At 47.1% G+C, this 20,496-nt stretch carries 13 protein-coding genes and 1 rRNA gene; 10 read left to right on the top strand and 4 right to left on the bottom strand.

What is annotated here, in order from left to right; translation table 11 throughout:
* Positions 1 to 30 precede the first annotated feature (30 nt).
* From BLS15_RS23640 to ligA, 3 genes are all read left to right on the top strand, one after another.
* Positions 31 to 744 (top strand): heptaprenylglyceryl phosphate synthase, encoded by a 714-nt coding sequence (locus BLS15_RS23640; protein ID WP_090514061.1) that lies wholly within the window; start codon positions 31 to 33, stop codon positions 742 to 744.
* A gap of 68 nt (positions 745 to 812) precedes the next feature.
* Complete coding sequence (gene pcrA / locus BLS15_RS23635) at positions 813 to 3,260, top strand: DNA helicase PcrA (protein WP_254777397.1); 2,448 nt, start codon at positions 813 to 815, stop codon at positions 3,258 to 3,260.
* Between the two features lie 52 nt (positions 3,261 to 3,312).
* Positions 3,313 to 5,364 carry an NAD-dependent DNA ligase LigA gene (gene ligA / locus BLS15_RS23630; RefSeq protein ID WP_268631779.1) on the top strand — a complete coding sequence of 684 codons (2,052 nt, stop codon included), beginning with the start codon at positions 3,313 to 3,315 and terminating at the stop codon, positions 5,362 to 5,364.
* Between the two features lie 406 nt (positions 5,365 to 5,770).
* Here ligA and BLS15_RS29885 read toward each other — a convergent pair whose 3' ends face one another.
* The 4 genes from BLS15_RS29885 to BLS15_RS23615 form a co-directional block, all read right to left on the bottom strand.
* Positions 5,771 to 5,860 carry a putative holin-like toxin gene (locus BLS15_RS29885; RefSeq protein WP_254912210.1) on the bottom strand — a complete coding sequence of 30 codons (90 nt, stop codon included), beginning with the start codon at positions 5,858 to 5,860 and terminating at the stop codon, positions 5,771 to 5,773.
* A 398-nt stretch (positions 5,861 to 6,258) separates the two neighbouring features.
* Positions 6,259 to 8,040 carry an alpha-glycosidase gene (locus BLS15_RS23625; RefSeq protein ID WP_090514059.1) on the bottom strand — a complete coding sequence of 594 codons (1,782 nt, stop codon included), beginning with the start codon at positions 8,038 to 8,040 and terminating at the stop codon, positions 6,259 to 6,261.
* 170 nt (positions 8,041 to 8,210) lie between these two features.
* On the bottom strand, positions 8,211 to 9,878 hold the full coding sequence (locus tag BLS15_RS23620) for an alpha-amylase family glycosyl hydrolase (protein WP_254777396.1): 1,668 nt from the start codon (positions 9,876 to 9,878) through the stop codon (positions 8,211 to 8,213).
* 199 nt (positions 9,879 to 10,077) lie between these two features.
* Positions 10,078 to 11,103, bottom strand: coding sequence for a LacI family DNA-binding transcriptional regulator (locus BLS15_RS23615; protein ID WP_028533446.1), 1,026 nt, complete (start codon positions 11,101 to 11,103; stop codon positions 10,078 to 10,080).
* 286 nt (positions 11,104 to 11,389) lie between these two features.
* Here BLS15_RS23615 and BLS15_RS23610 point away from each other — a divergent pair, with 286 nt between their 5' ends.
* From BLS15_RS23610 to BLS15_RS23580, 7 genes are all read left to right on the top strand, one after another.
* Positions 11,390 to 12,676, top strand: coding sequence for a sugar ABC transporter substrate-binding protein (locus tag BLS15_RS23610; protein WP_021257057.1), 1,287 nt, complete (start codon positions 11,390 to 11,392; stop codon positions 12,674 to 12,676).
* Positions 12,677 to 12,876: 200 nt separating this feature from the next.
* Positions 12,877 to 14,199 (top strand): carbohydrate ABC transporter permease, encoded by a 1,323-nt coding sequence (locus BLS15_RS23605; RefSeq protein ID WP_028533447.1) that lies wholly within the window; start codon positions 12,877 to 12,879, stop codon positions 14,197 to 14,199.
* Complete coding sequence (locus tag BLS15_RS23600; RefSeq protein WP_021257055.1) at positions 14,196 to 15,038, top strand: sugar ABC transporter permease; 843 nt, start codon at positions 14,196 to 14,198, stop codon at positions 15,036 to 15,038. The genes BLS15_RS23605 and BLS15_RS23600 overlap by 4 nt, the downstream gene beginning before the upstream one ends.
* Before the next feature lie 193 nt (positions 15,039 to 15,231).
* A complete protein-coding gene (locus tag BLS15_RS23595) occupies positions 15,232 to 17,682 on the top strand; it encodes a glycoside hydrolase family 31 protein (RefSeq protein WP_090514053.1) in 2,451 nt (816 codons plus the stop codon).
* Between the two features lie 399 nt (positions 17,683 to 18,081).
* On the top strand, positions 18,082 to 19,182 hold the full coding sequence (locus BLS15_RS23590; RefSeq protein WP_021257053.1) for an ABC transporter permease: 1,101 nt from the start codon (positions 18,082 to 18,084) through the stop codon (positions 19,180 to 19,182).
* Entirely contained in the window at positions 19,183 to 19,920 is a 738-nt protein-coding gene (locus tag BLS15_RS23585; RefSeq protein WP_021257052.1) for an ABC transporter ATP-binding protein, read from the top strand. It abuts the gene before it with no gap.
* A gap of 325 nt (positions 19,921 to 20,245) precedes the next feature.
* Positions 20,246 to 20,496 (top strand): 16S ribosomal RNA (locus BLS15_RS23580); the annotation flags it as partial.

Genomic DNA, 20,496 nt, shown 5'->3' with positions numbered 1-20,496 from the left:
CCGTGAGCGGCAGACCTGGAGGAAACGCACGTGAAGACGCCTTTACAACCGATAGATGACTGGCGGCACGTATTCAAGCTTGACCCGGACAAAGAAATTGGCGATGAGGCGCTGGATCGTGTATGTTTATCTGGAACTGATGCCATAATGGTCGGGGGATCGAGCGGAGTCACTTTCGAGAACACGGTAGACTTGATGTCCCGAATTCGGAGATATGAACTGCCGACCGTCCTCGAAGTGTCGGAATTGGATGCGGTCGTGCCTGGCTTTGATGCTTATATGATACCAATGGTGCTGAACACGAATAACGCCAATTGGCTGATTGGTCAGCATCGTGAAGCGATTCAACAATATGGTTATATGATCCCATGGGATTTGTTAATCCCAGAAGGGTATATTATTTTGAATCCAGATGCTACAGCAGCTAAGATTACAGGAGCGGATACGCAATTGTCTCCAGCAGAAGCAGCTGCGTACGCACAGGCAGGGGACAGACTGATGCGTCTTCCTGTCGTGTATGTGGAGTACAGCGGCATGTTTGGCGATATGGAGCTAGTGAAGAAGGTAAAAGGCTCACTGAGCCAAGCCCAGCTCTTCTACGGTGGCGGAATCCGTACGGTAGAACAAGCCCAAGAAGCGGCAGCCTCAGCTCATACAGTGGTTGTAGGCAATGTCGTCTATGATGACTTGGAAGCTGCCATCGCGACCGTCCATGCGGTAAAAGAGACAAAGTTGTCGTTATAGCTTATTGATAATAACTAGACCACATAAACATTCATTCACATAACTGCAGAAAGGAGACTGCGCACGAAATGTTTGACTTTTTACGACCGGATTCCAATGGTAACTCAAATTCGAACACAAATTCGAACGTATACGGAGGGTATGGAGCATCTATCGACATTCAAGACGCTATCAAGCGCTTGAATCCTGAACAACGACGCGCTGTTGAGACCACGGAAGGGCCATTGCTCATTATGGCGGGAGCGGGATCAGGCAAGACGCGAGTACTAACGCATCGCATTGCATATCTAATCGCTACGAGGAAGGCACCGCCATGGAGCATCCTAGCCATTACGTTTACGAACAAGGCTGCACGAGAGATGCAGGAGCGGGTATCCAAGCTGGTTGGTCCAGATGGAAGAGACATTTGGGTATCCACGTTCCACTCCATGTGTGTGCGAATCCTGCGCAAGGATATTGAACGTATCGGGTTTACCTCGAACTTCACGATTCTTGACTCAGGGGATCAGTTGTCCGTTATCCGTGGATGCATGAAGGAATTGAACCTGGATACGAAAAAATTCGATCCGCGCGCAGTACAAGCTGCAATTAGCACGGCGAAAAACGAATTGCTGACGCCAAGCCGCTTCGAACAGAAGATTGGCGACCACTTTGATGGAATTGTAGCCAAGGTATATACGATGTATCAGAAACGTCTGAAGAGCAATAATTCGCTTGATTTCGATGATCTCATCATGTCGACGATTCAGTTGTTCAAGGACGTCCCTGAAGTATTGGATTTCTATCAGAAAAAATTCAAATACATTCACGTCGACGAGTATCAAGATACGAACCGTGCGCAATATATGCTGTGCCGGATGCTGGCTGATCAGCATCAGAACATTTGCGTTGTCGGTGATAGTGATCAGTCGATTTATCGCTGGCGCGGTGCCGATATTACGAATATTTTGAACTTCGAGGGTGATTACCCGAAGGCTACGACGATTATGTTGGAGCAGAACTATCGCTCAACCTCCAATATTCTGAATGCCGCTAATGGGGTCATTAAGCTGAACACTGGCCGCAAGCCGAAGAAGCTGTGGACGGAATCGGGTGAAGGCGAGAAGATTAAGCTCTATCAAGCAGATACGGAGCATGATGAGGGTTACTTCGTTACCTCGGAGATTAAAAAGAACCATATGGCGAACAAGCATTACGCCGACCATGCGATATTGTATCGCACGAATGCGCAATCCCGTGTTATCGAGGAAATTCTGATCAAGTCGGATATTCCGTACCAGATCGTAGGCGGCGTTAAGTTCTATGATCGTAAAGAGATTAAGGACTTGCTTGCTTATCTGCGACTCATTTCGAATATGGATGATGATATCAGCTTAGAGCGTGTCGTGAATGTGCCGAAGCGGGGTATCGGAGCTACGACAATGAATAAGCTGGCTGAAGCAGCAGCAACTCGCGGTACATCGATGATGAAAGTAATCGCCGACATGGATGACTTGGATATTTCGCCGAAAACCAAGGGCGCTCTGCGGGAGTTCCGTGCAATTATCGATAATCTGAATCATATGGTGGAGTATTTGTCCGTTACGGAATTGACGGAGAAAATGCTCGAACTATCTGAGTACAAGCTTGAGCTGCAGCGAGAGAATACGCTGGAATCGAAGGCGCGCCTTGAGAACATCGACGAGTTCTTGTCGGTTACGCAGGAATTCGAGCAGCGTAATGAGGATAAATCCTTGATTTCATTCCTGACGGATCTGGCGCTGATTGCAGATATCGATTCCATGAACGACGAAGAAGGTAACGAAGAGGAAGATGCCGTTATCTTGATGACAATGCACAGTGCGAAGGGACTGGAATTTCCAGTCGTCTTCATCATCGGTATGGAAGAAGGCGTGTTTCCGCACAGCCGTGCATTCAGCGACAATGAAGAGTTGGAAGAGGAACGTCGACTGGCATACGTGGGCATTACTCGTGCTGAAAAGCAATTATTCCTTACTTGCGCACGCACACGTACGTTGTTCGGTCGAACGAGTGCCAATCCACCATCTCGCTTCCTGCAGGAGATACCAGATGAATTAAAAGAGGATGCAACGCCTGAAGGCACACGTTATGGAAGAGTCGATCGTTATGGCCGCAATGCCGCTTCTGCTTCATACGGCGGACGTGGGTTGGGTTACTCCGGCGGTGGTGGCGGAGCACAAACTCCAGGCACGAACGGCATAGGGAGCAGCGCTCAAACTGGATGGCGTGCTGCAGGTGGAGCGGGAGCAGGCAAGACCTCCGCAAGCAGCGGCTCAAGTGTGACCGTAACATCTGCAGCAGACAAAGTGAAGCAGGCGGGGGCCAAAGCCGGAGACTATCAGCCGGGGGATAAAGTATCCCATGCCAAGTGGGGCGTAGGCGTAATCGTGTCGGTTAGGGGCGAGGGCACGGATACGGAGCTGCAAATCGCCTTCCCAGCGCCAGTGGGCGTGAAGCGATTATTGGCTGCTTTTGCCCCGGTTAACAAAGTATAAGTAGACTACCACTACCCAATAGATGATTTGAAATGAGGAAGGAGCCACCTCTTTGACAAATGCGAATGCGCAAACCCGCATGGAACAACTCGTGGCGGAATTACATCGATACAATCACCATTATTATACGCTGGACAATCCTGTCGTTTCGGACAAAGAATACGATAAGCTTTATGATGAATTGCTAGCATTAGAGAAGGAGACGGGCATCGTATTGCCCGACTCTCCTACCCAGCGGGTTGGGGGAGATCTGCTCAAAGGATTTGAGCCGCATCGTCATCTATCCCGCCTATGGAGCTTAGACAAAGCGCAGGATGAAGAAGATTTGTTCGCTTGGAACCAGCGCGTGCTGAAGCTGATCCAGGATTATAACACGAAGCATCCGAACGAGGAGCCGCTGCCGGCTCCATCTTATGTCGTGGAGCTGAAGTTTGATGGCTTGACGCTTAATTTGACTTACACGGATGGACTGCTGGTTCAGGCCTCCACACGTGGAAATGGTGTCATTGGTGAGGGGATTCTTGCACAGGTGAAGACGATCCGTTCCGTGCCTCTGTCTATACCTTTCAAGGAAGGGACGATCGAAGTTCAAGGTGAAGGTATTATGAACCTGTCCGTGCTTGAGGCTTATAATAAGACGGCAGCTGAGCCGCTCAAAAATGCCCGCAACGCAGCGGCTGGAGCGCTTCGCAACTTGAACCCACAGGTGACAGCACAGCGGAAGCTGAGTGCCTTCTTTTATAACGTAGGCTATGCCGATGGGGTTGCTTTCGATAACCATCAGGAAATGATGCAATTTTTGAAGGACAATCAATTCAAGGTGAATCCGTATGTCACGTACTTCGATACGATTGAGCAGGTGCGTGCGGAACTCCATCAGATTCAGGAACAACGCCCATCTCTTGATTACTTAATCGATGGAGCTGTCGTCAAGCTGACCGATATGCGTACGCGTGAGGTGCTTGGATACACGGATAAATTCCCGCGTTGGGCGGTTGCCTTCAAGTTCGAGGCGGAAGAAACAACAACCGTGCTGGAATCGGTTAGCTGGGAAGTCGGACGTACCGGCAAGATTACGCCAGTTGCCCGAGTTGAAGCTGTTGAGCTGGCAGGTGTAACGGTACAGAACTGTACGCTGAACAACATTGGTGATATTGAACGGAAAAACTTGAAGCAGGCGCTTGGCGCACGCGTATTTATTCGTCGATCGAACGATGTCATTCCAGAAATTCTTGGGCGTGTTCCTGATGAGGAAGGCGGCGAAGAAATCGTATATCCGACAGAATGCCCGTCCTGCGGTTACACACTTGAGATGCGGGGTGCGCACTTGTTCTGCAATAACAAGCTGAACTGCAAGCCGCAAATTGTTGCACGGCTGGCGCATTTTGCTTCGCGAGATGCGATGGACATCGAAACATTCAGCGTGATGACTGCCGAGCAGCTGCACGATGAATTGAATGTACATGAGCCGTCCGATCTTTTTGCACTTACACTTGATCAATTGGTTGGTTTGAATCGATTCGGGGAGAAAAAGGCGAGCAACTTGCTGGCAGCACTTGAGAAGAGTAAAACACGTGATTTGCCGGCCTTCTTGTTCGCGCTCGGAATTCCGAATACGGGCAAAACGACGACGAAGGCATTGGCTGAGCATTTCGGCACGCTGGAGAACATCATGCAGGCTTCTGAAGAGGAGCTCGTGGCGATTCAGGATGTAGGGGCGATTGTGGCCGACAGTATCGTAACGTATTTTGCGGACCCAATTAACCGCGCGAGCATCGACCGCATGTTGGAACTGGGTGTGAAGCCGCAAACAGCTGAGAAGCCGGCTGAGGTAAATACAGATTCGATATTCTATGGCAAAACGGTCGTATTAACAGGTTCACTGCAATTACTAACTCGCGATGAGGCGACTGCCAAGCTGGAAGCATGCGGTGCGAAAGTAACGGGCAGCGTATCGAAGAAGACCGATCTGGTTATCGCAGGAGAGAAGGCAGGTAGTAAGCTCGCCAAAGCCGAGCAACTCGGAATCCCAGTCATTACTGACGAGAATGAGCTGATCCAATTACTGAATGAGGCGCTTGGCACAGGAAGTTCTGAAGAATAATCAAAGTAAAGGTAAGGGAAAGAAGTGGCTGGAATAGAAGCTAATGCTCAACTATGTCAGAGATTAAACTAGTGAGCGAAAGATCAATTGTATTAGTAACTACAGTAGTAACAGCATCAGTATCTGTATAAATGACTACATGTCTGACTGTATTTGTGACTATATCGACACAACATCAATGATATGTTTTCACAATCGACACGTTTTGCATCTGTATAGTTACGTTCTATACGGCAGTTGAAGCAATCGCATTATTGAACAGTAAGAATATGTATGCTACAATTTGCTTATAATAAACAGAAGACCACAGCGCCAACTGTGATCTTCATCCCACAATAACCGCTAGATGAGCGGTTGGCTTATCAAAAGTGCGTAAGTAGACCGCATACCTTTGTGAGAGGGCGGTCTACTTTTTCTTTAAGTAGGTGAGCAAAGCAAGAATGAACATCCCGAAAAGGAACATTAGACTCAATGCTTCAAATACGCTCACTGGCATCACCTCCTTTACAGGAGACTAGCCAACCACCCATAAGCCATTATTGTGTTGCTATGAATATATCACAATCATTTCCAAATAACTAGATTTACGATTTTAGTCAATTATTTACCTGATACATCGAGGCGATTGAACAGTAAGAATATGTATGTTCAAATTTGGATACAATAAAAAGAAGATCGCAGCGGTAACTGCGACCTTCTTCCCACAATAACCGCTGAATGAGCGGCTAGCTTTATCGAAGTGAGTAAATCTACAGGAGTAGACCGCATTCCTTTGCGAGAGGGCGGTCTACTTTTTTCTTTAAGTAGGTAAGCAGAGCAAGAATGAATATTTCATACTCAACCAACTAGACTTCTAGCTTTCACTAGGAGATCCTTTCTACTGCATGAAGAACATTATTTCTCCAGCTTCAAAATCCGCCAGCTCATGCCCTCAACCTCGACCTGCAGCCCAGCGTTAGAACCTTGAATTCCATTACAGTTAGTTTCACCGCCGACCAGCTCAACGTCCGTCCAATTTCCTTCACAGCCATCGAATGCTGCTACATTCACTGTGCGCGTCCCCTCAGATGCATTCAACACGAACAACCAACGTCCATCCTCATCAGCACGCTCATACGCAATTACTCGGTCACTCTCCAAAGCATGAACAAAGCGGAAGCTTCCTGTACGAAGCGCAGCGTTGGCATGGCGAAGCGCAATTGCGCCCTGATAGAAGCTCAGCAGATCTTGATCCTGCTTCGATACATCCCATTCCATGCATTTGCGGCAGCCTGGATCATGTCCGCCATCCAAGCCTACTTCATCACCGTAATAGATGCACGGCGTACCGAGGAACGTCAGTTGGAACAAGGCAGCCAATTTCATTTTGCGCTTGTCGCCGCCACACAGCGTAAGCAGGCGAGTCGTATCATGACTGTCGAGCAGGTTGAACATCACTTCATTAGCTTGCTGTGGATAGCTCGCTAACTGATGTTGGATCGCCTGCGAGAACTGCAATCCGTCTACCTTTTCCTCAGCGAAGAAATCATGCATTGCATACGTGAACGGATAGTTCATAACAGCATCGAACTGATCACCCTGCAGCCACATCATGCCTTCATGGAACATCTCGCCGAGAATATAGGCGTCTGGATTCACAGCCTTCACCGTTTGACGGAACTCACGCCAGAATTGGTGATCGACCTCGTTGGCCACGTCCAATCTCCAGCCATCAATGCCCACCTCTTCGATCCAGTAGCGCGCAACTTCTAGCAAATACTTCTTCACTTCTGGATTTTCCGTATTCAGCTTTGGCATCATCGGTGTAAATGCGAACGTATCGAATGATGGAATCCCGTCCACAACCTCTAACGGGAACTGGCGAACATGGAACCAGTCTTTGTAAGCAGATTGCTCTCCTTTTTCGAGAACATCCCGATAAGGTTCGAACGCATAACCACTATGATTGAACACCGCATCAAGAAGAACGCGAATACCTCGGCTATGGCAGGATTCAACTAACTCTTTCAACTTCTCGTTTGAGCCGAAATGAGGGTCGACCTGCATGTAATTTTTCGTATCATACTTATGGTTCGTAGTCGCCTCAAAGATCGGCGTAAAGTAAATCGCGGTAATACCCAGCTTCTCCAAATGATCTAAGTGATCAATAACCCCTTGCAAATCCCCGCCGAAGTAATTATCCGGCTTTGGCTCTCCGCCCCATGGCAGCAGACCTTCGGGATCATTGCTCTTATCACCGTTCGCAAAGCGCTCAGGGAAGATCTGATAGAATACCGCATCCTTTACCCATGCTGGGGGAGTGAAGATATCAGCTGGATTTAAGAACGGATACTCAAACCAGCGATGGGCAGGCACAGGATCTTCCTCTTGGAATCCGCGCTCTGTCATCCATACATGCTCAGCCCCGGATTCTAGCTTAATGGCATAGGCCAAGCGACGGAAAGGAGGGACAACCTCTGCTTGCCAATAGTCGAACAGCTCATCCTGATACAAACATGTCATCGGAACGATATCCGCTCTACCAATACCGCCTTCGCAATCGAACTTGTCCACAAAATAAACGGCAGCACGCTCAACATCATTTTTCTTCGTACGGATGCGCACATGAATGGTTTTACGGTCATACGCATAAGCCCAGTTTTGCTTCGGACGGTGATAAATAGCTTCGAGTAACATCTAAAGTCCTCCCTTAACATGGTCGTATTAAATCAGATCATCATTAACAATTAACAATATGAATAAAATAAGCGAATAGCTTTACATAGCCAACCTAGCCGAAACAGAAAGACATCGCCATCGCTAGACAACTGCACTCCATTTCACCAAAAGCCTGTAAACTCCACATGTTATGGCGCTAACACGATCGTACTGTATGGCGGAAGTGTACAAGCTCCATCCTTCAGAGCAGCGCCGTCCACACTAGAGAACGCCAATGTCTCCAGTACAGCAGCCGTGTCCGCTGACAATTGTATCTGTTGCTCTTTGCCGGACAAGTTGTGGAGCACAAGGCGTGCGTCCTCCTTAGTCGCACGGTAATAACCGGCTACTTCAGAGACGTTCGTTTTATACGATTGAATGCCGCCCTGCTGCAGCACCTTATCCGAATTGCGATACGCAATCAGCTTTTTATAGTGGCTCCACAGTGAACTCGGATCCTTCATCTGCTGCTCTACAGCAGTCACCGTTTTATTTGAAGAAGCGGGCTCCCATGTAGTCATCCCTGCCCTTTTCTCATCTGCCGTCCATTTCATTGGCTCACGGAGTCGTTCGTCAGGCTTCAAGCCAAGCATGCCGATTTCTTCACCATAATAAATAAATGGATTGCCTGGCAGTGTCAGCAGTACGGAAGCAGCCATCTTCGCATGATTCACATTGCCTTGAAGCTCGCTCATGACCCGATTCTGATCATGATTCGTCAGGAATGGAGCGTCGACGAACTTGCCGTCTGATTGCTTACTGTAAAACGTATAGATACGGCTCATCATTGAACCGATATCGGAATCCTTCTCATCCTGCACCATCGAAATCATTCGCTTCGCCATATCGAAGTTGAATGCGGAGTGCAGTCCATCCTTAAGGAAGGGTCCAATAACCGCTGGAGAATCCCATACCTCGCCAACGAGATAGGCTTCAGGATTTACCTCTTGAACAGCTTGGCGGAATTCCTGCCACCATTTTTGATTGTTCTGCACGACATCTGGATTCTGACTCGTATTGTAAAAGTCCTCATATACATGCTTGGCTGCATCCAATCGGAAGCCATCTACACCTAGCTTCAGCCAGAATTGTGCTGCTTTTTTGATTTCGGCTCGTACCTCAGCATTGTCCATATGCAGATCAGGCATGCCTTCCCAGAAGACACCGAGATAATGCTTTCCGTCTTTCTCATGCCAAGCCTGCTGTCCCCAAGCGCCTCTTGTTGCTGGATCAAGCTTCAAGTCCTCGGCCCACATATACCAATCACGCTTTGGATTGTCTTTGCCTTTCATTGATTCCTTGAACCACGGATGCTCGCTGCTCGTATGATTGACCACGAAATCCATCACAATCTTGATGTCTCGCTTATGGGCCTCTTCAAGCAGACGCTTAAAGTCGTCCATCGTTCCGTAGTCCGGATTGATTCCGTAATAGTCCGTTACATCATAGCCATGATAAGACGGGGAAGGATTGATTGGCATTAACCAGAGCTGCTTAACCCCAAGCTTCTGCAAATAATCAAGCTTCGCCGTAACACCGTTTAAGTCACCGATTCCATCTGCATTCGTGTCGTAGAAGGAGCGAACAAAAATTTCATAGTAGACCCCATTGCTTATCCCCATCGGCGTCAACGCATCAGCCAGTTTCAACTTGCTTGTAACTGTCCCCGAAGCAGCCTCGGTAGATTTATTGTTCTGTACGGTCTTATCTGAAGAAGGAGCAGTCGCCTGCGACTGGCAGCCTGTAAATACGAGAGAAATGGCCGACACGAGAAATGCCGTTCGTAAACAATTCATCCACTTGCTAGATATGGTCATGAGATCATTCTCCTCGTTGCAGGTTATATCGATGTATTTCAAACTATAGGGTTGATCCGGTTGATTCAATTACACATATGTCCACAACCTCAAGCAACAGCGACCGCTCGAACAACTACAGACAGAACTACGGACAGCGCTACGAACAGCACTATTCACAGAACTATTCACAGATCTACTAAACTATCGTTTATACAAACTATTCTGATGCAGGCGTTTGCACAGAATCTCTCCAAATAATTTGATGCGGGATAAGAATTCGGGCTTGATCAAAGCCATCGCCCTTAATGCGCTGTACAAGAGCTTGCACCGTGGATTGACCCATCTGATGCGTACCGATATCTACACTAGAGATTTGCGGCAAGCACATTTCAGCCAATAGCGTATTATTGAAGCCCACAACACTGAAATCTTCAGGAACACGCAGCCCGTTGTTCCAGAGCGTACGGATAATGCCGAATGCGACTACGTCGTCGATGGCGATAATCGCAGTAGGTCGCTGCTCCAGCTGAAGGAGCTTTTCTGTAATCTGACCCGCGGATTCCGGAGTGAATGCGCCTTCAAATGTATAATTGTTATCAAATGGAATGCCGGCCTCTAACAAAGCTTTACTGTAGCCATCCAGACGATCCTTTGATACGGTCAGTTCGAATGGGCCGCTGACGAACGCGATTAGTTTATGCCCAAGTTCGATCAAATGACGTGTAATGGCTTGTGATGCTGCAATATTATCGTTATCGACAGAAGTAACATCGGCATAATGCTCACTGCGTCCGACAAGCACGAATGGGAACTTCTTTTCATGCAAGAAAGTGATGCTCGGATCATCCTTATGTGCAGTCAATAGGATAATGCCATCTACCTTGCGGCCATGTACAAGTCTCTCGACTGCTTTAATTTCTTCCTCTTCATTTGTTGCTGAGGTCATCAATACATCGTAATGGCATGCCGCAGCTTTACTCACAATTCCTCGAATTATTTCGGAGAAGAATTGGTTTTGGAACAACTCATCCGCAGGGCGGGGGAGGATAACGCCAATATTATTCGTCGTTTTCGTAACAAGACTTTTCGCCATCACGTTCGGGTGATATCCGAGTTCATCCATGATTTTACGTACTTTACGGCTTGTCTTCTGACTGATACGAGAGTCATTGGAAATAACACGCGATACCGTAGATGGAGACACGCCGGCTTTCTCAGCTACATCTATAATGGTTACTGCCATAATCGAAACCTCACTTAATAATGGAAAATATTCCGTTGATGTCCCAAAGTATAATGCAAAAAAAAGTTTTATGCAAACGCTTTACATGCATAGGCACAGTGTGTATAATTCGATTTGAAGGTAACCGTTTACAACACTATAACTAGCAAGGAATCATTTTTTTTACTTCATTGTGCAAAGGTTTGCATAAATATAGCGCAATTGCTTTGAAATACAACATCAGCCTTCACCTTTGCGCATTGTCCATGCAGATCCTGTACCAGAATTGAAAGGGGCTATTTCTAACATGAAGAAATGGGTAGCAATGTTGTTGTCAGTCATGATGGTCTTTACAATCACAGCATGTTCCACAGGCGGGAAAGATTCCTCCTCTGCGAACAACAACTCAACGACGAATGAGGAAACAGCGAATAACGGTGCAGGCGACGAAGAGCTTAAGCCGGAAGAGGGCGCATCCCTTCTCGTATGGGAAAGTAAAGAATCTCGCACGTTTATGGAAGAAATCGCGAAGCAATTCAAAGAGAAGTACAATGTTGACGTGAAATACGAAGAAGTAGCAGCACCTGACCAAGTAAACAAGCTGATGAATGATGGGCCAGCTGGCATCGGGGCAGATGTAGTCGTATTCCCACACGATAACTTGGGTAAGGCAGTTACAGCCGGACTTCTTTTGCCGAACGATTACTTTGAAGAGCAAACACGTGCACAAAACTCTGAATTGGCAATCAACGCAACAAGCTACGACGGAATGCTGTACGGCTATCCGCGTTCCGTAGAAACACTCATCATGTTCTACAACAAGGATCTTGTTCCAGAAGCACCTAAGTCAATGGAAGAAGTAATTGAGCTTTCGAAGAAAATGAATGACTTGAAAAATAAAAAATATACGTACATGTGGGAAATCGGAAACTTCTACTATGACTACTTGTTCCTCGCTTCCACGGGAGGATATGTATTCGGTAAAGAAGGCACTGACAAGACAGACGTTGGCTTGAACAACGAAGGCGCATTGAAGGGTGCTCAGTTCCTGCAAAACTTTGCGAAGCAAGTGCTTCCACTTACGACGTCTGACGTAACAGGCGATGTTAAGAAAGGTTTGTTCGCGAACGGCCAATTGGCAATGAACGTCGATGGGCCTTGGGCAATCCAAGACTTGAAGAAAACAGGCATTAACCTGGGTGCAGCTCCAATTCCTAGCATTGACGGCCAACCGTCCAAAACATTCTCTGGTGTAAAAGCTTGGTATGTTAACTCTTACACGAAATATCCAAATGCAGCGAAATTGTTCGCAGAGTTCGCTTCCACGAAGGAAGCTCAATTGAAGAGCTACGAATTGAACGGTCTTGTTCCTTCTAATAAAGAAGCAGCAGCAGATCCAAAAGTAACAAGCGATCCATTCACAGTAGCTGTACTTGAGCAATTCAAGAACTCCTACCCAATGCCGGTTATCCCTGAGATGGGTAACGTGTGGAGCCCAATGGCCGCAGGCTTGGCAGACATTTTGAATAAAGGCAAAGATCCTAAGGCAGCGCTTGATAACGCCGTTAAACAAATAAAAGATGCGATCAAGTAAGGAGTAACACAAGTGGCCCGGGGAGTGAATCACGCTTGCCCGGGCTGTTTGTTAGACAGACCTCCTAGATACATGCCTACCATGCATACTTATTGGATAGCTATTGGAGAGTAGGAAAGGAGAAAGGCGATATGAGCACTACACAATCGGTGTCGACAACCGCAAACCATACGAATAGTCCTTCGCAAGAGCCGTCGCCAATGAAAGCTTCGCCTGGCACAGGCAAGAAGGCAGCTGTGTTGTCTGCTCTGTTCTGGGGATTGGGGCAACTCTTTAATCGTCAGTACCTCAAAGGTATTTTGCTGATGCTGCTTGAAGCAGTCGGACTATTTTACCTGATTAACTATTTGCCGCGAGCGATATGGGGAATATACACGCTCGGAACACAAACATCCCAAATGGTTAAGGTCGGGAGAGTGTACAAACCCGTACATGGTGACCATTCTATTCATTTGCTCATTACCGGATTAATCACACTTCTTGTCTTGTTTATCTTCATCTGGATATACGTACTCGTCGTCAAAGACGCGAAAGCAGTTGGGAAGCTGCGGGAAGAAGGCAAGAAACCGAATAACTTCCTTGAAAGTTTGGCATATGTCAAAGAAACGAAGTTTGCTTACTTGTTCCTGGCACTGCCAGCAACAGCGGTATTGTTCTTTACGATCATGCCGATCATCTTTATGATTTTGCTTGCCTTTACGAACTATTCTGCACCGGATCATGTTCCACCGAAAAATCTGGTCAGCTGGGTTGGATTCCAGAACTTTGTTGATCTTCTACAGCTTGGTACATGGAGCGGCACGTTCTATGGCGTACTGACATGGACCATCATTTGGGCAATACTTGCTACCGTTACTTGCTACTTCGGCGGTATTCTGGTCGCACTCTTGATTCAACAACCGGGTGTGAAAATGAAGACCATGTGGCGCACAATCTTCATCATCCCATACGCAATTCCACAAATGTTGTCGTTCTTGATTATGAAGAACATGTTTAACGGAGAATTTGGGCCGATCAACCAATACTTGAGCTACTTCGGCTTAGGTAAGCTTCCATGGCTCTCTGATCCTTTCTGGGCGAAAGTAACGGTATTGATTGTCAACATGTGGGTAGGTATTCCCGTTACGATGGTACTTGTTATCGGGATCTTGACAACCATTCCTAAAGATATGTATGAAGCGGCTGAGGTAGATGGAGCAACTGCATGGCATAAGTTCAAGGCCATTACGATGCCGATGATTCTGTATTCAACAGCACCAATTTTGATTGGTCAGTTCGCAGGTAATATTAACAACTTTAACGTTATTTTCTTGCTGACGAACGGTAACCCGCCAAATGGTGAGTACCAGTACGCGGGAAGCACCGACTTGCTTGTTACGTGGTTATATAAGCTGACACTCGATAACAACAAGTACAACATCGCAGCAGCGATCGGTATTATCATCTTTATTATTGTTGCATCTCTTTCGATCTGGAGTTACCGCCGGACGAAATCATTCAAAGAGGAGGACATGATCCAATGAGTACAGGAGCTAAGAAAAAGTCGCTTATTCGTCTGTCCTTCAGTTATTTGCTGCTTATTGCAATTGCAGTATGCGTCCTGTATCCGACAATTTGGATCGTCATGTCATCCATTCGTCCGGGTACCTCGCTGTTCAGTGATTCGCTCATTCCAAGCAATCCGACTTTTGAACATTACGTAAGCTTGTTTACTTCTAAGGAATATCAATATGGACTGTGGTACTTGAATACATTGAAGATTGCAACCTTCAATATGATCTTCGGTGTCATTCTCGTCGTCATGACGGCATACGCATTATCTCGGTTCCGGTTCTATGGCCGTAAAAACCTCATGTCTGGGATGCTTGTACTGGGGATGTTCCCAGGCTTCATGAGTATGATTGCGATTTACATTTTGCTGATGCAATTGAACTTGCTTGATACGCATTTCGCGTTGATTCTCGTATATTCAGCGGGTGCGCCGCTAGGGGCATTTGTTGTCAAAGGCTTCTTCGATACGATTCCGAAGAGCTTGGAGGAATCCGCTCGCATCGATGGTGCAACGCACTGGATTGTATTCCGTAAAATCATGCTGCCATTGTCGAAGCCGATGATTACGTACGTGGGACTAATGACATTTGCCGGCGCATGGGGTGACTTTATTTTCGCCCGTCTCGTCCTTCGCTCCAAAGAGAACTACACACTGGCGATTGGACTGTGGGACATGGTCAATAATGCATCGACGAACTTTACGATGTTTGCCGCTGGTGCGGTATTGATCGCAGTTCCGATTGCACTACTGTACTTGTTCCTGCAGCGCTTCCTCGTGGAAGGCTTGACAGCAGGTGCAAGCAAGGGCTGATGAGCCTGCGGTATGTGCAGAGGGAAATGAAGGTTTTAACTTAGGCAGAAAGAAAGTCCGCTTTTCATCATTGGGAAGGTTGCATGAACTCCATGAGTAAATGCAAGACTCGATGCCCGGTTGCATCGTAAATGATCTCGTGATCAAAAAGCGGACGATACAAATTCTAGGGTAGAACAGCGGAGGGATTATCATGCAAGATACTAGTGCAGCTATACATCCGGACAATGCAAGTGAACAGACACATACACAGACAGGTGTACAGCTAGGAGCGATCTCTCGTGTTGCTGAGCAAGATGGTTCGTTATGGCTAGTCGGTAAATACTTCAATCTCGCAATCACTTCAGTTGGTGCCGGAGTAATCCGCATCAAGACATATAGAGGACATCAGCCGGACTGGAAGACGTCCCCGGCAATCGTGAACAAGGACAGTCGTATTCCACAAACGATGAAGTGGTCTACTACGGAGGAGCTTGTATCTATTACAATCGGCCACACGCTTCTCGAAGTGGATCGTCAATCTGGTGCGTTCCGCATTAGCAACGAGAGCCAGCCAAATGTAGAATTGGTCAGCCTGCAGCGTAACCGTGAATCCGTGGGCGACTATACGGCATTTGTTGCCCTGGACAAGGACGACCATATTTACGGACTAGGTGAGAAAACAGGCTTCCTCGACAAGCGCGGCGAGCGCTATACGATGTGGAACTCAGATGTATATGCACCGCATGTACCGGAAATGGAAGCATTGTATCAATCTATCCCGTTCTTGACGGTCTTGAACCAAGGCAATAGTTATGGCTTGTTCTTGGATAACCCAGGCAAAACCGTATTTGATATGCGTACGTTTGCCGATATGGCGATGATGCAAACATCGACAGGCGAATTTGATTTGTATTGGATCGAAGGGCCATCGATGAAGGATGTTATTATCCGCTACGGTGATTTGACAGGACGTATGCCACTGCCGCCAAAATGGGCACTTGGCTATCACCAATCCCGTTACAGCTACATGGATGAGCAGGAAGTATTGAACTTGGCTCATACGTTCCGTGAGAAGGAAATTCCATGTGATGTTATCCATCTCGACATTCACTATATGAACGGATATCGTGTCTTCACATTCGATGAGAATCGTTTCCCGAATCCGAAGGACATGATGGATCAGCTCAAAGAGCTTGGCTTCCACATCGTGCCGATCGTCGATCCAGGCGTGAAGAAGGATCCGTTGTACGCGGTATATATGGAAGGTGTCGACAACGACTATTATTGTAAGACAGCGGAAGGCGAAATCTACACAGGGCCAGTATGGCCTGGAGAGAGTGCATTCCCAGACTTCACGGAATCACGCGTGCGTGACTGGTGGAAGGAGAAGCAGAGCTTCTATACCGAACTCGGCATCGATGGCATCTGGAACGACATGAACGAGCCAGCAATCTTCAATGAAACGAAGACGATGGACGTGAACGTCATTCATAAAAATGAAGGCGACCGCAAGACGCATGGTGAAATTCACAATCTGTACGGCATGTTCATGTCCCAAGCAAGCTACGAAGGCTTAAAGGCGTTGCTTGAAGGCAAGCGTCCGTTCGTCTTGACACGTGCAGGCTACAGCGGTGTACAGCGCTATGCAGCCGTATGGACAGGCGACAACCGCAGCTTCTGGGAACATATGTCTATGGCAATGCCAATGGTATTGAACCTGGGCGTATCCGGTGTACCGTTTGCAGGTCCGGATATCGGTGGATTTGCACACCATACTAGCGGCGAATTGCTTGCTCGCTGGACGCAAATGGGTGTATTTTTCCCATATGTCCGCAACCATAGTGCGATTGATATGCTTCGTCAGGAGCCATGGTCGTTCGGTGAAGAAATCGAGAAGATCTGCCAGCAGTACATTTCGATGCGCTACGAATGGATGCCTTACCTGTACCACTGGTTCTATGAAGCTTCTACAACAGGTCTTCCATTCATGCGTCCGCTTGTACTGGAATACCCGACAGATCCTGAAGTATACAACCTGTGCGATCAGTTCTTGGTTGGTGATTCGGTTATCATCGCGCCAATTTATCGTCCAAATACACAATACCGTTCCGTATATTTACCAGAAGGCGAGTGGGTGGACTACTGGAACGGGGAGCGGTTTGCAGGCAAGCAGCATATTCATGTGCATGCACCGCTTGAGAAGCTTCCGATCTTCGTTCGTTCAGGAGCTATTCTGTTGCAAGGCCCAGTACGTCAGCATGCAGGCGAGAAGGCTGCAGAAGAGTATGTGGCAGCAGTCGCTTACTTGCAAGGCGCAGGCCATACTTCTCAATTTGAATGGTATGAAGATGACGGCTTGACGTTCGAATATGAGAACGGCAAATGGAACAAAATGTTGATCCAAGTGACAGAGTCCGAACAGTGCATTCAGTTGTCTACGGAATATACAACACGTGGCTATGAGTCCGAGCGCGACAGCATCTGTTTCCGCCTGATCGGTCTTGCATCTGCTCCGAAGAGCGTTGGCGAACTCGGCGGATCCGTATCTGCTGAGCAGTTGGCTAAGCAAGTTTCCGGTTGGAGCTATGACGCAGCACGTCAGGAGCTTCGTGTGAAGCTTCCAGAGAGTGCAGCTCGTATCGAATTGAATATAACAATGTAATTGCTAATTGCTGCAAGAATAGGAGCGGGTATTTATCTCATCATGGGGTAAATACTTGCTCTTTTTTTGTAGGCAAACGATCGCCTCTTCACTTGGACAATGAAAATTTGTGCTCCGTATCCACGGTGAACTTGTTCCTTCATAAGAACTATTATTGCTTTCCCCATTCAATCATGATCAGATGTCGAACACGCTGATAACTTTAATTCTTCCTTCTATATAAGTCGAACTGTAATCGGATGTTCATATTCGGTTCATGAAGCCTATCTACAATAAGAACATGTTCACAGAGAAGTTCGGTTAGAGCTTGACTCGGAATACCGAAGCAGAAGAGGCTTGCTATGCGGTAGGCCGCTGCCTTTGAATTCATATTCTGTAGTAGATAGGAGTGAAAGAGAGATGTTCTTGGCGATTCGAGAAATGAAGCATGCCAAATCGAGATTTATGCTGATTGGACTCATTATGGTGCTGGTTGCCTGTTTGACGTTTATCGTATCAGGGCTTGCGAATGGTCTATCAGCTGCAACAACGTCAGCCATTAAGGAAATGAATGCAGACTATCTTGTCTTCCAAGCAGATAGCGATAATAAATTGAATCGTTCCTCACTTAAGGAGGAGAAGCTTGAAGAGATAAGAGCACAAGAAGGAGTAACGGCTGCAGCTCCACTTATTCAGACGATGCTAACAGTGGCGTCAGAGCAGGCGGACAAGAAAGTAGATGTAACGCTGTTCGCCATTGAACATAACAGCATTCTTATGCCGAAGGTTACGGAAGGGAAATCATTGTCCGGAAGCGGGAACCATGAGGTTGTAGTGGATGCGTCGCTTAAGGTGAAGGGTGTCAAACTGGGAGATACGCTTCATATTAAAGATACTGACGCAGTTTTGAATGTAGTAGGTTTTGCGGAGCATCAGTCGATAAGTCATATGCCGGTCGTCTTTATGGACATGGAGGGATTGAATTCGCTTATGACTTCCCTTGACCAGCGAATGCCGAATCTAAATGCAGTAGCGGTTACGGGAGATGGAGCAATCAAACAGACTCTTACTGATAAAGTAGAAGGAATTCAGATCGCAACGAAGCAGGAAGCGCTGAAGGGGATTCCAGGATATAAGGAAGAACAGAGCTCGCTTTCCATGATGCTGTCCTTCTTAGTAGTGATAGCGGCGTTTGTTCAAGCCGTGTTCTTCTATGTTATTACGTTGCAAAAAACGAATCAGTTCGGCGTTCTTAAGGCGATTGGGGCGAGCACCTCTTACCTGGCCACCAATCTAATAGGTCAAGTGGCAATGCTTGCGATTGTATCGGTTGCGCTCAGTATTGGGTTAACCTTCGGGATGACCTCTATGTTCCCGGATACGATGCCGTTTGAATTGGGAGTAGGTGTACTTGCGCCATACTCGGCACTGCTTATCGGGGTCTCCATCGTAGGCGCGTTATTGTCACTTCGTAGAATTGCGAAGGTAGATGCCATAGAAGCGATTGGGAGGGTGGAGTAGATGACAGATATACTCGTAATGGATAAAGTGAGTAAAAGCTATGGGGAAGGGGACACGGTAGTAACGGCACTTAAGCAAGTATCACTTCGTGTGGGAAAAGGTGAGTTTGTGGCGGTTGTAGGCCCATCGGGCTCGGGGAAAAGTACGTTTCTTTCTATTGCAGGTGCACTGCTTACACCAACGAGCGGCCGCGTTATGATTGGAGGAACGGATGTTACTGCTGTATCTCCGGGAAAGCTTAACCGTGTTCGGTTAGAGCATATCGGGTTTGTATTTCAATCCTCTAATCTAGTCCCTTATCTAACGGTAATTGACCAACTGCGTCTAGTGGCGAAGCTGGCGAAATGCAGCGACCAGATTGCGAATGATAGAGCGGTGGAACTGCTGAAAGAAGTGGATATGGTGCATCGCATGCATCACTATCCGGATAAGTTGTCTGGCGGAGAGCGGCAGCGTGTTGCGATCGCACGAGCGATGATGAATGACGCTAATCTTATACTAGCAGATGAACCAACAGCGAGCCTTGATTCCAAGCGGGGCAGAGCAGTAGTGGAGATGCTCGCTGCCGAAGTGAAATCTAGACAAAAGGCTGCTGTCATGGTCACCCACGATGAGCGTGTGCTCGACTTATGTGATCGGATCGTTACGATTAAGGATGGTGCTTTGATTACCGGAGACGGAGAGCATTCTCGTATTACAGTGAACCAAACAGACAGAATGACAGCGGCTAATAGGTAATAAGGATGAAGGGCGGCATATTATATACCGCTCTTCATCACTTTATATCAAATGTAATTTTTTTCTTATTGCAAGTATAGGGGGATATATGATAAATTATTTCTTGTCACTTCGACACGAAACTTGTTGAAAGAAACAACAAAAACAACTTAAAAAAAGTTGTTGACAAGAAAATGTCGATTGGATATAATAATTAAGCGCTGATGACACAAGACATTAGCTGCTTAAATAGAAATACAAGTTCTTTGAAAACTGAACAACGAGCAACGTTTGTGAATGAGGTAGCAATACCTCGTCAAAAGATATGAGCAGTTCAAACTTAACTTTAACGGAGAGTTTGATCCTGGCTCAGGACGAACGCTGGCGGCGTGCCTAATACATGCAAGTCGAGCGGACTTGATGGAGTGCTTGCACTCCTGATGGTTAGCGGCGGACGGGTGAGTAACACGTAGGTAACCTGCCCATAAGACTGGGATAACCCACGGAAACGTGAGCTAATACCAGATAGGCATTTTCCTCGCATGAGGGAGATGAGAAAGGCGGAGCAATCTGCCACTTATGGATGGACCTGCGGCG

This window comes from Paenibacillus sp. cl6col, from assembly GCF_900102125.1.
GTDB lineage: Bacteria > Bacillota > Bacilli > Paenibacillales > Paenibacillaceae > Paenibacillus_B > Paenibacillus_B suaedae.
This window is presented reverse-complemented; position numbering and strand designations above follow the sequence as displayed.